Annotated in this window: 12 protein-coding genes, 1 pseudogene and 1 riboswitch; of the genes and pseudogenes, 6 read left to right on the top strand and 7 right to left on the bottom strand. The window is 62.9% G+C overall.

Features of this window, described 5'->3' with window-relative positions:
* The first annotated feature begins 17 nt into the window (after window positions 1-17).
* Window positions 18-890, top strand: a complete 873-nt coding sequence (locus tag ACVWZT_RS22545) for a DMT family transporter (protein ID WP_457471516.1) — start codon at window positions 18-20, stop codon at window positions 888-890.
* Here ACVWZT_RS22545 and ACVWZT_RS22540 read toward each other — a convergent pair.
* Both ACVWZT_RS22540 and ACVWZT_RS22535 read right to left on the bottom strand, forming a co-directional pair.
* Window positions 887-1,606, bottom strand: coding sequence for a TorF family putative porin (locus ACVWZT_RS22540; protein WP_296232138.1), 720 nt, complete (start codon window positions 1,604-1,606; stop codon window positions 887-889). The two genes, ACVWZT_RS22545 and ACVWZT_RS22540, sit on opposite strands and share 4 nt — an antisense overlap.
* Window positions 1,607-1,687: 81 nt before the next feature.
* Window positions 1,688-1,939 (bottom strand): hypothetical protein, encoded by a 252-nt coding sequence (locus tag ACVWZT_RS22535; RefSeq protein ID WP_296232139.1) that lies wholly within the window; start codon window positions 1,937-1,939, stop codon window positions 1,688-1,690.
* A 210-nt stretch (window positions 1,940-2,149) separates the two neighbouring features.
* On the opposite strand from ACVWZT_RS22535, the gene ACVWZT_RS22530 reads away from it, so the two are divergent.
* Both ACVWZT_RS22530 and ACVWZT_RS22525 read left to right on the top strand, forming a co-directional pair.
* On the top strand, window positions 2,150-2,359 hold the full coding sequence (locus tag ACVWZT_RS22530; protein ID WP_457471513.1) for a hypothetical protein: 210 nt from the start codon (window positions 2,150-2,152) through the stop codon (window positions 2,357-2,359).
* 102 nt (window positions 2,360-2,461) lie between these two features.
* A pseudogene (locus tag ACVWZT_RS22525) lies at window positions 2,462-2,575 on the top strand (DUF2950 family protein); the annotation flags it as partial.
* A gap of 21 nt (window positions 2,576-2,596) precedes the next feature.
* Here ACVWZT_RS22525 and ACVWZT_RS22520 read toward each other — a convergent pair.
* The 4 genes from ACVWZT_RS22520 to ACVWZT_RS22505 all read right to left on the bottom strand — a co-directional run bounded on the left by ACVWZT_RS22520 (window position 2,597) and on the right by ACVWZT_RS22505 (window position 6,530).
* Entirely contained in the window at window positions 2,597-3,106 is a 510-nt protein-coding gene (locus ACVWZT_RS22520) for a DUF6708 domain-containing protein (RefSeq protein ID WP_457472136.1), read from the bottom strand.
* A gap of 575 nt (window positions 3,107-3,681) precedes the next feature.
* Window positions 3,682-5,127, bottom strand: coding sequence for a hypothetical protein (locus tag ACVWZT_RS22515; RefSeq protein ID WP_457471512.1), 1,446 nt, complete (start codon window positions 5,125-5,127; stop codon window positions 3,682-3,684).
* Between the two features lie 75 nt (window positions 5,128-5,202).
* Entirely contained in the window at window positions 5,203-5,529 is a 327-nt protein-coding gene (locus ACVWZT_RS22510; protein ID WP_457471511.1) for a hypothetical protein, read from the bottom strand.
* Between the two features lie 146 nt (window positions 5,530-5,675).
* The gene (locus ACVWZT_RS22505) at window positions 5,676-6,530 is read right to left on the bottom strand and encodes a LysR family transcriptional regulator (protein ID WP_457471510.1); all 855 of its coding nucleotides are present in this window, start codon (window positions 6,528-6,530) and stop codon (window positions 5,676-5,678) included.
* A gap of 94 nt (window positions 6,531-6,624) precedes the next feature.
* On the opposite strand from ACVWZT_RS22505, the gene ACVWZT_RS22500 reads away from it, so the two are divergent.
* Window positions 6,625-7,080 (top strand): multidrug/biocide efflux PACE transporter, encoded by a 456-nt coding sequence (locus ACVWZT_RS22500; RefSeq protein ID WP_457471508.1) that lies wholly within the window; start codon window positions 6,625-6,627, stop codon window positions 7,078-7,080.
* Between the two features lie 80 nt (window positions 7,081-7,160).
* Here the strand turns inward: ACVWZT_RS22500 and ACVWZT_RS22495 are convergent, their stop codons facing one another.
* A complete protein-coding gene (locus ACVWZT_RS22495; RefSeq protein ID WP_457471506.1) occupies window positions 7,161-8,180 on the bottom strand; it encodes a branched-chain amino acid aminotransferase in 1,020 nt (339 codons plus the stop codon).
* A gap of 287 nt (window positions 8,181-8,467) precedes the next feature.
* Window positions 8,468-8,680, top strand: a riboswitch (cobalamin riboswitch).
* 100 nt (window positions 8,681-8,780) lie between these two features.
* Between ACVWZT_RS22495 and cobW the strand changes: the two genes are divergently transcribed.
* Together cobW and cobN are read left to right on the top strand one after the other, a co-directional pair.
* Entirely contained in the window at window positions 8,781-9,848 is a 1,068-nt protein-coding gene (gene cobW / locus ACVWZT_RS22490; RefSeq protein ID WP_457471504.1) for a cobalamin biosynthesis protein CobW, read from the top strand.
* Between the two features lie 3 nt (window positions 9,849-9,851).
* Window positions 9,852-13,613 (top strand): cobaltochelatase subunit CobN, encoded by a 3,762-nt coding sequence (gene cobN, locus ACVWZT_RS22485; RefSeq protein ID WP_457471503.1) that lies wholly within the window; start codon window positions 9,852-9,854, stop codon window positions 13,611-13,613.

Here is a 13,613-nt window from a genome sequence, read left to right as displayed (position 1 = left end):
TCAGAGGTGACCACACCATGAGCACCGGCACCACCACGCTCTACCACCGCAAGGCCCGGCCCTGGCTGTGGCCCGCACTGTTCAGCCTGGTGGCCTTTGCCGCCAACTCGGTGTTCTGTCGCCTGGCGCTGAAGGACGGCGCCATCGACCCGGCGTCCTTCACGGTGGTGCGGCTGGCCAGCGGCACACTGTTCCTGCTGATGTTGATCCGCCTGCGCAAGCCCGCGTTGGCCATGGGCGGTAGTTGGCGAGGCGGCCTGGCCTTGTTTATCTATGCATTCCTGTTTTCTGCCGCGTACCTGCAACTGGGCGCCGGCGCTGGTGCGTTGCTGCTGTTCGGTGCAGTGCAGATCACCATGTTCGGTTTCGCCTGGTACACAGGTGAACGGATCACCGCGCGGATGTTGCTGGGCATGCTGATTGCCTTTGCCGGCCTTTTGCTGCTGCTGTTACCCGGCAGCGCAGCGCCCCCCTTGGCCAGTGCCTTGCTGATGGCGGCGTCCGGCGTATCCTGGGGGGTGTATTCGCTACTCGGCAAAGGCTCGCCCAGGCCGCTGGCGGACACTGCTGGCAATTTCGCCCGGAGCCTGCCGTGCCTGGCACTGCTGGCACCGATGTTGTTGCTGGGCAGCGACCTGCACTTGGCCCCGCTGGGTTTGTTGTATGCCCTGGGCTCTGGCGTGCTGGCATCGGGTGCGGGCTATGCGGTGTGGTATAGCGTGGTCAGGCAGGTCAGTGCACAGCAGGCGGCAACCTTGCAGCTCAGCGTGCCAGTAATCGCTGCACTGGGCGGGGTTACCTTGATCGGTGAAACGGTGTCTTTGCGCTTGCTGCTAGCATGCGTCGTCGTACTTGGCGGCATTGCCCTGGCCCTGGTGCGAAAACCCTAGAAGAACCTGCGCTGCGCCTTCAGCGTGACCATGCTGTCGCAATAGGTGTTGCTGCCAGAATACGCATCGCAAGCGCCACCACTGAGGCTGGAGTCGCTGTAGATCAGGTCCAGGTCAATGCCAAGCCAGGGCCGGGACAACGCCAACGACCAATCGGAAAAGCCGTTCACCTGGCTGCCATCGCCAAGGGTGAAGGGCTGGCCCAGGCGGTGATGAGCGAGCTTGGCGGTGAGGTCGACGCCGAACAGCGGCAATTGGCCGAAATCAGCGAACAGCGTGCCGGTGCGATGATCAGGACTGTCGCGCAGCGCGCCACCGAACCGGCTTCCCAGTACCGACACCCCACCGTACAGGGCATAACTGTCGGGGCCGGCGATGTTTGGCTGGCTATACTGGATCAACCCCACTTCGTAGCCCAGGCTGCTGTCGAAGCGTTGCTTGTAGCCGAGGTAACTGTCCAGGCGCAGGGTGGAATCAGCTGACACGCCCATACTTGGGGCGTATTGGCCGAGGTACCAGCCACTGGGGTGGCTGAAGTCGAGGCCACCGTGGAATGCACCGATCGGCGTGGGGGAGATCAGCCCTTGGGCCATGCTGCGAGAGGGGGTGGTGCCGAGGGTGAAGTCGAATTCGCCCAGTTCGCGTTTGATCTGTTGGGCCAGCAGCACAGGGCAGAACAGCAGTGCCGCACCCAACAACAGAAGGGGCCTGGTCATGGTCTCCATCCTGGAAGGCTTGTGCTTGAGCGGTGAAGCATACCGCTGCGCGAGGACGGAGGGAACCTCTGGCGGGCCCGTTCAGCCGTTGCTCGAACCGTCGCGGTCGGCGGCTTCGGTCACCACAGGCAGGCTGCCGGCACGCTGGATCATCCGCCGCTGCTGCTCGTAATCGTCCAGGGACAGGCCACGCCGTTGCAGCGCTTCGAGTTGCAGCTGGCGGGTTTCTTCGACGCTGTAGGGGCGCAGTTCGGGGTGGTTGGCACAGCCGCTGGCGCTGGCAATCGCAACAGTGGCAAGGGTGGCGGACAGCAGGCGGGCCAGGGTGTTCATCGGGTAGCTCCAGGGACCGGTGTGGTGAAGGTCAAGTCGATGGAGCCAGGGTATTCGGCCAGGCCATCGGGCAGAAATTGCCGTTCTCGATAGTGACTATCGATGGTTCCTGCGGAACCGGGAGGGCCTGATGGGGCAAGGCGAGCAACCGCGCAGATGGGGAGTACTGGAGCCGATTGACCGGATTACCAAAGTGATCTTCGGCTGTTGATGGCCATGACTTTCATCGGCTCACTGAGCGTAGCCACGGCGGGGCGCAAAGATGCCCGGCTGATGCTGATTGCCGCGTTCGGCTGCGACCTGGCCTGGGGCTTGGCCGATGCGGTCATCTACCTGTTGCGCACCTGGACCGAGCGTACCCGCAGCCGTACGTTGCTGGGCCCGCATGCAGGCCGGCGAGGGCAGCCTGGCGTTGGATGAGGACGGCCTGGAAGTGTTGCGCGAACGCATGCTGCGGGATGCCGCCCGCCCCATACCGGCACGCCTGGGCGTGGATGACTTCAAGGCTGCCCTGCTGATCGCGGCGAGGTGTTCGAGAAAGACCTCGGGCCGAACGGTGACCACCTGGCCAGGCAGATGAAGCGCTTCGACCCGGATGACAGCTGGAAGGGGGTGGAGGTGCCAGCGGAGGATTGAGCGATCGAGTCCGATGCCAGCTCAGGGCGCGGTTCGCGATTCCAGGTCCATGTCGGCTGGCCAGTTCACCTTGGGGGCTAAACGTAGGGCGAATTCACACCAAAGCACGTCGTTGTGGTCTTTGGGTTCGCCGGCTGGTGGCAGGGCTGAGGGGCCTTCTTGCATGTAGGTGCAAATGTAGGCCCATACGTGCTCATTGGCGCCCATGAAACTTAAATGGAAGCGGTCTATGACATTATTCGTGCCAGGCTCCACGATGGATAGCACAACGCCGTTGTTGAAAAAGTACCCTCCGTTAGGAAGAGCTGCGTTGCGCCACCAGAGCTCTGCACGTGCCTGTGACCAGTCGTAGCTCACGGGAACAACCTTCCATTCTCCGAAGGGATTCCACCATCGGTATCTAAAGTTGTAGGCATAGACTTTCCCGCGAGCTCTGTTGAAGCGGATGGGTTCATCTCTCGGTGCGGAAGTACTGAGTCGAAACATGAAGAGGGAAGCCCATAATCCAGGGGTGGCTGCCAATACGCACATCAGTGCAGTTTCGTAATCACTATGATGTATGCTGTCAACGATGAGGCTGGGTAACTGCAGTGTAGCCAAGGCTGTAAGCAAGGAATAAATCATGAGTAAATGTCTGAAGTTGAATGTGCGCCTCGGTAATTCCAAGTATAGAGGGCATTGATGATTGGGTACCTGGCTGCCTACTGCTGCTTTAAATGAAATAGCCTCCTCAGGAGCAGGTAGGTCCTTCATCCATCCAGGGCAAGGGGGGTTAAGCAGTGGGCGGTTCATGGAAACGGCCTCAGGCTGTTAAGTCTGTTTTCCCTGAAGATTATTTTGGCTTGCGTCGAGCTGTCGTTTTTATCTGGCCAGTAAGTGAGTGTCAGGTCGATCGAGAGAATGTTGTGGTTGTTTGTAAGGGGTAGAGAATCTTGGATGCGCAGCGTACTCGTCTGTGAGTCGATATATAAGGAGTGTGGTGATTCCGGGTTGATCAGTATGCTTTCAGCATTTTCTATAGAGACGAAAGGCTCCGCGTTAGTGTGCTCACTTGATAGTGTAGCTGTTTTTCCGTATTCGCCTGATTGAAGTAGTGTCATCTGCCATTAGTAGTATGACTTATTTTTGCAGAAGTTTGGCAGTTTCATGGCGTAGTTGAGTCTGTAGTGCGCCGGTACCGAAGCGTCATCACTGCTGATAGGGGCTGGAGTGTTGTGATTGACCTCTGAGCCAAGGTGAATTTCAAATGCGGCCTCGGCTGTTAATCCGAGCGTGGCAGCATTGAGCGAACCGATCGCCGAATCTAGATCTTTTGCATCAATCAAACGCCGATGCTCTGAAGGCAAACCCCACCTACTATGGCGAGCCCATAATTCCGTTGCGGACGATTCGAGCTTTTTGGCTGATGTTACGAGTGTGTATGCCATAAGGCCCAAAATAGCCGCCGCGGCGACAGGAAGTAATAACCCGGTGAGCGCCGCAGCGACACCTGCACCCGACGCAACGACAGAAATCACAGCCGCAGCTTTATATCTTCGGGAAGATGTTGAGTCTCCAGTCCGTGTTGTTCTCATCGCAGCATGTGCGTACTGCACACCATCCATGACTCCTGCGATCGCCGTAATTGCACCGCCATACTTGGCCAGGCTGCTCCCTAGTGATGCCGCAGTTACTGTCTTAGGCCACGGTATCTTCGGGCGTACTACCGCAACAACACCCCCAGCCACTTCAACCCCAACCCCCAACAATCCAAGCGACGAAGACCAGATCGCCGCCAGCGCTTCCGGGTTGTTCTGATGCGTTTCCTGCAATGCCCGATAGTTCCTGCCCAGGCTGTCCTGATGAAACCACAGGCTGCCCAGGGCAAACAGCAGGCTGACGCTGCCGCCACTGGCGGCGGCATCGCGCAGGCTGCGCATGGCATCGCTGGCCACGCTTTGCGCGGCCAGTGAACTGATCTTCAAGCCATCCGTGACCTGTGTACGCAGCGTACCTGCACCTATCGCGATATTCCGTACCAGCGCCCCGACACCACCGGCTGCTCCCTCCCGCAGCTGTACCAGCCGCGCCTGCAAGCTCTCGGCGCTTTCGAACGTCCACAGCATCACTTCGATCATCTGGTTGCGATTACCCGGCGCGGCGATATTGATCGCCCCGCTCAGCACCATGGCCCGCACCTTGCGCCCCAGGGGATCGCGAAACTGCTGGTCGATCTGCTGCAAGAACGCCTCGGTGCGGGCCTGCACGGCCTCGTCGAGCAGGCTCATGTATTCGCCCAGGGTCAGCGAGAGCCTGAACGGGATCACCTGCTGCCCGGCGAACAGCGCAAATGCCGAGCGATGCACATGGCCGATCAGCGTCCTGGTCCGTTCACTGAGGTGTTGGCTGAGTGCGTTCCCCGCACTGTTGGTCGCGGCCAGCAACTGGCCGACGGCATCCTGGATCGGCTTGATCATCAACAGCTGGCCGTCGGCCGTCCCGGCGATGCCCTTGATGATGTCGTGCACCTTGCCGAAGTCGTCCCCGGACAGCGCAGCGACCACTTGCTGCATCAGCCCCTGGTGCTTGGCCAGAAGTGCCTGGTACAGCAGGCTCTGCTCGTCCTCCAGCAGTTGCTGCCAGACATGCTAGGTCATCCCGAGCGGTTGACCTTCCTGAGGCAGGGGTTCGCTGGGGCCACCGGCCAGGCAGGCCGCCATCATCTGGATGAAATATTCGACCGAAACAGGGTCTGCCGCGTCATAGTCGCAATAACCGATCTGCTGAAACTCGCGCGCGGCGTAGTGCCGTGCATACAGCTTGCCGACCTGGTCGATCATCGACTGCCAGCGCTTCAGCTCGCGGTCGTAATCGGCCTGGAACGCGGCGCGGGCGCTTTCGTCGTAACGCTCTTCCAGGCGCTTGCGGGCTTCCTCTTCCTGCATGGCGATGTGGATGGCTTTGCTGATGCTCATGAGGAGTTCCTTTTCCAGTGATTGACGCAACGGTCAGAACACTAGCGAGGAACGTTTTCGCGGGGGAGCAACGGGCTTCCTAAAACGTTGTAGGAATTTTCGGTTTAGCGTCCGGTGCGGGCTGGCTGCGTGCCGGCGAGAGTAGCCTACTGCCCCAGCATCTGCCCCACCAGCCACTGCCCCGCAGGCCCCAGCGCCTGGCGGCCTGACCAGACCACATCCATGGCGACACGCCGTGGGTAACCGGCCACCGGCAGTTCCACCAACCCATCGCCAAACCGCGCCACCAGCGCCCTGGGTAGTTCGGCCCAGCCAAATCCGCGCACGGCGAACTCCAGCAGGGTGAGGTAATCCGGCGCCGACCAGGCCTGGCCGCGGCCTTGATGCAGGCTGGGGGCATAGGTCTTGATGTACAGCTGCCGTGTGCTTTCGAGGTGGCGCATCTGCAACGGGGCCTGGTCCGCCAGCGGGTGACCGCTGGCTACGTACACGCCGAACTCCGCCTGTTCCGGCAAGCGGGCGACGGCCACATCGGCGGGGTATGCAGGTTGCGCGGCCAGAATGCCGATCTGTGCCAGGCCCTGCTGGATCAATTCGATCACGTCGGCATCTTCTGACGGCCCGCAGCGCAGCTCGGTATGCGGATATCGCTCGGCAAAGCGGGCGATCAGCGCGCCCTGGAAGGTGACGCTGTAACTGTCCGACATCACCACGGACACCAGCGCCTCGACATTTTCCGACAGCCGTATCGCCAAGGCATCAAGTTGGGCACTGGCATCGAGAATCGCCTCGACATGGCTCAACACTTGTCGGCCCGCCTGGTTCAACGTCGGGTGGCGACCGCTGCGGTTGAACAATGGGCAGCCGATATCGGCCTCGAAATTGGCGATGGCGATGCTGATGGTGGACTGGCTTTTACGCAGCTTGCGTGCGGCCGCAGAGAACGAGCCCAGCGATGCGGCTTCGACAAAGGCGAGCAGAGCTTCGGGTGAGTAGCGCATAGTATTGATAAAACCGATGGTAGCTATGTCGCGAGTATCAGTTTTAGCAAAGAAAATGGGAAGCACGACTCACGCAAACATGATGGGCTTTGCCATGAAAAACGTTTCTCTCATTGAACGCCTGGTTCATGCCGTTGGTTATGAAGTGTTCGCCGTGCTGCTGTGTGCGCCGCTGCTGTCATGGGTCATGGGCAAGTCGCTGGCAACCACGGGGACGCTGGCGGTGATGCTGTCGCTGATCGCGATGCTGTGGAACATGTTCTATAACGCACTGGTCGATCGCCATGTGCGGCTTGAGCGGATCCACTGGACAGGCCGTGCACGGTTTGTGCACGGCCTGGGTTTCGAGGCGGGGCTGGTGGTCTGGTGCCTGCCGCTGGCGGCGTGGATGCTGGACATTTCACTGGTACAGGCGTTCATGGTGGAGCTGGGTTTCTTCGTGATCATCCTGCCCTACACCGTGCTGTACAACTGGGTGTTCGACAGGGCTCGGCACCTGTTCGTGCAGCGCCGTGCTGTACAACTCACCAGCCCGACACGAAACCTGTAGGAGCGCGCAAGTTCCATGAATGCAACAAAAACGGGGCATGCCATTGCTGGCATGCCCCGTTTTCATTCCACCAAGGCGCTTCAGGCGACTTTGACGATCCAGCCAGCCGGTGCTTCGATATCACCGCTCTGGATACCGGTCAGCTCGTTGTACAGCTTCTGGGTGATCGGGCCGACCTTTTCCAGGTCATGGAACACGTGCAGCTTGCCGTTGTACTCGATGCCGCCGATCGGGGTAATCACCGCAGCAGTACCGCAGGCGCCAGCTTCGACGAAACGGTCCAGCTTGTTGATCTCGACATCGCCTTCGATCACGGTCAGGCCCAGGCGCGATTGCGCCAGTTCCATCAGCGACAGGCGGGTGATGCCCGGCAGTACCGAGGCCGATTTCGGGGTGACGAATTCGTTGTTGGCGGTGATGCCGAAGAAGTTGGCCGAACCGACTTCCTCGATCTTGGTGTGGGTCAGCGGGTCGAGGTAGATCGCGTCGGCAAAATTGGCTTTCTTCGCTTCAGCGCCCGGCTGCAGGCTGGCGGCGTAGTTGCCACCGACCTTGGCCGCGCCAGTGCCTTGCGGGGCCGCGCGGTCAAAGCTGGAAATCTGGAAGTTGTGCGGCTTCATGCCGCCCTTGAAGTACGAGCCAACCGGGATGGCGAAGATCGAGAAGATGAACTCCGGGGCGGTGCGCACGCCAATGTTGTCACCGGTGCCGATCACGAACGGGCGCAGGTAGAGGGCGCCTTTGCCATGTGGCGGGACGAACTTCTCGTTGGCCTTGACCACTTGCTTGCACGCCTCGATGAACACATCGGTCGGCACCTGCGGCATCAGCAGGCGGGCGCAGCTGCGTTGCATGCGCGCGGCGTTCTGGTCCGGGCGGAACAGGTTGATCGAACCGTCCTTGCAGCGGTAGGCCTTGAGGCCTTCGAAGCATTGCTGGCCGTAGTGCAGGGCCGTGGAGCCTTCACTGATGTGCAGCACGTTGTCTTCGGTCAGGGTGCCTTTGTCCCACTCGCCATTGCGCCATACGGACAGGTAGCGTTTGTCGGTCTTGATGTAGTCGAAACCCAGCTTGTCCCAGTTAATGCTTTCGTTGCTCATGACACCCTCATTGTCTTGCAAGTGCCCAATCGATCGGGCTGCTGTTATACGCGCACCACGCCACCATAATACATCCGCGGCAGATCGGGAACGGCCAGTCACGAATTGACAGCCTGCGATGCATTGTTTGCGGGTGCTGCAGGCGCAGGTACTGCATCGAGGCTGCAAGGTGATTGTCATATTATTATCGGCGCCTGTGAGATCGAGCGCCGCGCGGGCGGCGCTCGATCTCACAGGCGCCAAAAGAATCGCGGCGAGCCAATGGTTGACCACCCGCCAACCACTGCGTAGCCTTGCCACTTCGAGGTTCTTCGGCCAGGCCGAAGCTAAGACGGGAACGCGGTACGAGCCGCGGCTGCCCCCGCAACTGTAAGCATCGACAACGGATCGACACAGCCACTGCGCCAGCGCGCGGGAAGGCGTCGTCCTGCCAGCCTGCCGCAGCGGCGTGCAACTGGAGTGGTGCAAGCCAGGAGACCTGCCTCGTCACGTTTTCGACTTTCAACCGGGCGGGGTGATCCGGTGGCGAACAAGCCCGGCTGGCCTGGCCTGCGGCTGTCGTCCTGCATGCCCGCGCCAATCTGCCAAGGGCAATGCGACATGAAAACACTGGCCAAGCTTCCCGTCACCATCGTCACCGGCTTCCTCGGCTCGGGCAAGACCACCTTGTTGCGGCACATGCTCGACAATGCCCAGGGCCGCCGCATCGCGGTGATCGTCAACGAGTTCGGCGAGCTGGGCATCGACGGTGAAATCCTCAAGCAATGCAGCATCGGTTGCACCGAGGAGGAAGCCAGCGGACGGGTCTACGAACTGGCCAACGGCTGCTTGTGCTGCACCGTGCAGGAAGAGTTCTTCCCGGTCATGCGCGAGCTGGTGGCACGCCGCGGCGACCTCGACCATATCCTCATCGAAACCAGCGGCCTGGCCCTGCCCAAGCCACTGGTGCAAGCGTTCCAGTGGCCGGAAATCCGCAATGCCTGCACCGTCGATGCGGTGATTACCGTGGTCGACAGCCCAGCGGTGGCCGCCGGCACCTTTGCCGCCTACCCGGAGCAGGTCGATGCCCAGCGCAAGCTCGACCCCAACCTCGACCACGAGTCGCCGCTGCACGAACTGTTCGCCGACCAGTTGGCCAGCGCCGACCTGGTGGTGCTGAACAAGGCCGACCTGATCGACGCTGCGGGCCTGGCCAAGGTCCGCGCCGAAGTGGCCGAAGAACTGCCACCGGCAGTCAAGGTGATCGAAGCCAGCAGCGGCAAGCTGCCACTGGACGTGCTGTTGGGCGTGGGCGCCGAAGCCGAGGCGCACATCGATGGCCGCCGCACCCACCACGATGCGCACCATGATGGCGATGACCATGACGAGCATGACCACGACGCCTTCGATTCGATCTCGATCGACTTGCCAGAGGCCGACGAAAGCCTGCTGCTCGATGCCCTGACCCAATTGGTGTTCGACTTCGGCATCCTGCGCGCCAAAGGCTTCGCCGCCATCCCGGGCAAGCCGATGCGCTTGCTCGTGCAAGGTGTGGGTACCCGTTTCGACAAGCACTTCGACCGCGCCTGGCGTGCCGACGAGCCACGCATCACCCGCCTGGTGCTGATCGGCCAGGACCTCGACGCTGCCCGTCTGGAAGCACGCCTGCGCCAGGCCCTGGGCGCCTGACCCATGCACCTGCTGCGGACCCAGCCCGGCGGCTTCGTGCCGGATGACAGCATTGCCGACCTTGGCCAGACCCCCGCCGAGCTGGTGATCCTCTGCAGCGGCGATTCGCACCTGGCATTGCTCGCTGATACCGCCGAGCTGTTGCCCGAGGATTTTCCCAGCCTGCGCCTGGCCAACCCGATGCAGGTGCAGAACCATGCCTCGGTCGACCTGTACGTCGACCAGGTGCTGCGCCATGCCAAACTCATCCTGGTGTCGCTGCACGGTGGCGTGGGTTACTGGCGCTATGGTGTCGAGCAACTGGTCGAGCTGGCTGCCCGTGGCGTACAGCTGATCCTGGTGCCGGGCGATGATCGCCCGGACCCGGAGCTGACCCGCCTGGGCACCGTCAGCGACGAGCAGGCCGAGCGCCTCTGGCATTACCTGCGCCAGGGCGGCAAGGCCAATGCCATCAACCTGTTCAACTGCCTGGCCAGCCAGTGGCTGGGCCGCGACTATCCGTGGGACGAGCCACAGCCCTTGCCGCGCACTGCGGTGTATCACCCGGCCAAGGGCAGCGCCACGCTGCAGGACTGGTACCCGCAGTGGCATCCCGAACAGCCGGTGGCACCGCTGCTGTTCTACCGCTCGCACCTGCAGGCGGCCAATACCGCGTTCATCGACGTGTTCTGCCAGCGGCTGCAGGCCGCCGAGCTCAACCCCCTGCCGATCGCCGTGGCCAGCCTGAAGGAAAGCGCGTGCCTGGAGCAGGTCGAAGCCTGGCTGGACGAGGTCGACGCCGAGGTGCTGGTCAATACTACCGGCTTTGCCCTGTCCAGCCCCGAACGGCCCAACTTGCGCCCGTTCCGCCGTGACATCCCAGTACTCCAGGCCATTTGCGCCCAAGATAACCAGCTCGGCTGGGAAGCTAGCGAGCAGGGCCTTGGCGCGCGCGACCTGGCCATGCACATTGCCTTGCCGGAACTGGACGGGCGCATCATCACGCGTCCGGTCAGTTTCAAGGACCTGGCCTGGCGCAGCGAGCGCAGCCAGTCCGACGTGGTCTGCTACCGCGCCCACCCCGAACGCATGGATTTCGTCGCCGAGCTGGCCCGTCGCTGGGTCGAGCTGGCGCGCCTGCCGAATGCCCAGAAGCGCGTGGCCCTGGTGCTGGCCAACTACCCGACCCGGGATGGCCGCATTGGCAACGGCGTCGGTCTGGATACGCCAGCGGCTGCGTTGAACATCCTCAAGGCGCTGCGGGCCGAGGGCTACCCCCTGGCGGAGTTGCCGGGCAGCGGCACGCAACTGATCCAGCTGTTGCTGGGTGGAGTGACCAATGACCTCGACCAGCTGGATCTGCGCCCCTGTGCGCAAAGCCTGAGCCTGGCCGACTACCAGGCCGCCTTCGACCGACTGCCCGAAGCCAACCGCCAGGCGGTGCTGGAGCGCTGGGGGGCGCCGCAGCAGGACCCGATGTACCGCAGTGGCCGGTTGATGGTCGCCGGCCTGCGCTTCGGCCTGACCTTCGTCGGCATCCAGCCGGCACGCGGCTACCAGGTGGACCCCAGCGCGGTCTACCACGACCCCGACCTGGTACCGCCGCATGGTTACCTGGCGTTTCACTTCTGGCTGCGCCATGCCTTTGCCGCCGACGCGGTGATCCACGTGGGCAAGCACGGCAACCTCGAATGGCTCCCCGGCAAGGGCGTCGGCTTGTCGGCACAGTGCTGGCCGGACGCGTTGCTCGGCCCGCTGCCGAACATCTACCCGTTCATCGTCAATGACCCGGGCGAGGGTGCCCAGGCCAAACGGCGCACCCAGGCGGTGATCATCGACCACCTGATGCCGCCGTTGACGCGCGCCGAAACCTACGGCCCCTTGCGCCACCTGGAGCAGCTGGCCGATGAATTCTATGAAGCGCAACTGCTCGACCCAAGGCGCGCACGCGAACTGCAGCGCGACATCCTCGAACTGGTCAAGGCCAACCACATCGACCGCGAGCTGCAACTGGAAGGGCAGCTGGACGACGCTGCCGTGTGGCTGCCGCGCCTGGACACCTACCTGTGCGACCTGAAGGAATCGCAGATTCGTGATGGCTTGCATGTGTTCGGCCAGTCGCCGCAAGGGCGGCTGCGCCTGGATACCTTGCTGGCGCTGTTACGGGTCGAGCGAGGCGATGGGCGCGGCGGCAATGCCAGCCTGCTGCGCGCCCTGGCCAAGGCGCTGGTGCCGGGCTTCGACCCGCTCGATTGCGACCTCGGCCAGCCATGGCAGGGGGCGCGTCCCGAGCGCCTGCTGGCCATCAGTGCTGAGCCTTGGCGCACCTGTGGCGACACCCGCGAGCGTCTTGAGCTGTTGGCGCTGCAGGTGATCGAGCAGGCACTGGATGGCACTGCACGGCTACCGGACAAGGGCGAATGGCAGCCGGTGCATGACGTGGTGCAGGCCCTGCGCGAAGCGGTGGCCCCCAGCCTGGATGCCTGCGGTGACGCTGAAATCAGTGGCTTGCTGGCCGCGCTGGCGGGGCGCTTCGTGCCTGCCGGGCCCAGTGGTGCGCCCAGCCGTGGGCGCCTGGATGTGCTGCCCACCGGTCGCAACTTCTATACCGTGGATGTGCGCAACTTGCCCACCACCACGGCCTGGCGCCTGGGCTTCGCTTCCGCCAACCTGATCCTCGAACGCCACCTGCAGGACCACGGCGACCATCTGCGCCAGCTCGGCCTGTCGGTGTGGGGCACGGCGACCATGCGCACCGGTGGCGACGACATCGCCCAGGCCATGGCGTTGATGGGCGTGCGTCCGGTATGGGCCAGCGGCAGCCAGCGCGTCGACGATTTCGAAATCCTGCCGTTGAGCCTGCTCGACCGCCCGCGGGTGGATGTGACGTTGCGCGTTTCCGGGTTTTTCCGCGATGCCTTCGGCAATCTTATCCGCCTGTTCGATGCTGCGGTGCAGGCGGTCGCCGCGCTGGAAGAGCCAGACGACCTCAACCCCTTGGCCGCCCGCGTGCGCAGCGAGCGTGCCACGCTGCAGGCGCAGGGGCTGGATGCCGCGCAGGCCGCACGCCAGGCCGGCTGGCGGGTGTTCGGCGCCAAGCCCGGGGCCTACGGCGCCGGGGTACAGAACGCCATCGACGGGCGCCTGTGGCACAGCCGCGAAGACCTGGCCGAGGTCTACCTCAACCACGGCGGCTATGCCTACGGTGCCAGCGACGACGGGACACCGGCCCGCGCCCAGTTCGCCCAGCGCCTGGCCAGGGTGCAGGCGGTGTTGCAGAACCAGGACAACCACGAGCATGACCTGCTCGACTCCAACGACTATTACCAGTTTCAGGGCGGCATGCTGGCGGCGTCGGAAACCCTTTCGGCAACGGCCGTGGCCAGCTATCACGGCGACCACAGCCAGGCCGACCGACCACGCATCCGTACCCTCAAGGAAGAGCTGAACCGGGTCATCCGCGCCCGTGCGCTCAATCCGAAATGGATCGACGGGGTCAAGCGCCATGGCTACAAGGGGGCGTTCGAGATGGCGGCGACGGTCGACAACCTGTTTGCCTTCGATGCCACCACGCACCTGATCGACGACCATCATTACCAGTCGCTGGCCGATGCCTATGTGCTCGATCCGGCGACCCGCGACTTCATGCGCGAGCACAACCCCGAGGCCTTGCGCGACCTTACCGAGCGCCTGCTGGAGGCCCAGCAACGTGGCCTGTGGCAGGCGCCGGGCGATTACCGCGAAGCCCTCGAGGAGCAACTGCTCGACGGCGAGGAACAGGCTTGA

Source organism: Pseudomonas sp. TE21394 (genome assembly GCF_054057835.1).
Note: the sequence above shows the minus strand (reverse complement) of the source record. Positions and strands in the feature narration are given on the sequence as shown.

What these genes read in the sequence shown, in the direction of transcription:
- ACVWZT_RS22545 (WP_457471516.1), top strand. Translation starts at nt 18, where the DNA reads ATGAGCACCGGCACCACCACGCTCTACCACCGCAAGGCCCGGCCCTGG.
- ACVWZT_RS22540 (WP_296232138.1), bottom strand. Translation starts at nt 1,606, where the DNA reads ATGACCAGGCCCCTTCTGTTGTTGGGTGCGGCACTGCTGTTCTGCCCT.
- ACVWZT_RS22535 (WP_296232139.1), bottom strand. Translation starts at nt 1,939, where the DNA reads ATGAACACCCTGGCCCGCCTGCTGTCCGCCACCCTTGCCACTGTTGCG.
- ACVWZT_RS22530 (WP_457471513.1), top strand. Translation starts at nt 2,150, where the DNA reads ATGGCCATGACTTTCATCGGCTCACTGAGCGTAGCCACGGCGGGGCGC.
- ACVWZT_RS22520 (WP_457472136.1), bottom strand. Translation starts at nt 3,106, where the DNA reads ATGTGCGTATTGGCAGCCACCCCTGGATTATGGGCTTCCCTCTTCATG.
- ACVWZT_RS22515 (WP_457471512.1), bottom strand. Translation starts at nt 5,127, where the DNA reads ATGCAGCAAGTGGTCGCTGCGCTGTCCGGGGACGACTTCGGCAAGGTG.
- ACVWZT_RS22510 (WP_457471511.1), bottom strand. Translation starts at nt 5,529, where the DNA reads ATGAGCATCAGCAAAGCCATCCACATCGCCATGCAGGAAGAGGAAGCC.
- ACVWZT_RS22505 (WP_457471510.1), bottom strand. Translation starts at nt 6,530, where the DNA reads ATGCGCTACTCACCCGAAGCTCTGCTCGCCTTTGTCGAAGCCGCATCG.
- ACVWZT_RS22500 (WP_457471508.1), top strand. Translation starts at nt 6,625, where the DNA reads ATGAAAAACGTTTCTCTCATTGAACGCCTGGTTCATGCCGTTGGTTAT.
- ACVWZT_RS22495 (WP_457471506.1), bottom strand. Translation starts at nt 8,180, where the DNA reads ATGAGCAACGAAAGCATTAACTGGGACAAGCTGGGTTTCGACTACATC.
- cobW (WP_457471504.1), top strand. Translation starts at nt 8,781, where the DNA reads ATGAAAACACTGGCCAAGCTTCCCGTCACCATCGTCACCGGCTTCCTC.
- cobN (WP_457471503.1), top strand. Translation starts at nt 9,852, where the DNA reads ATGCACCTGCTGCGGACCCAGCCCGGCGGCTTCGTGCCGGATGACAGC.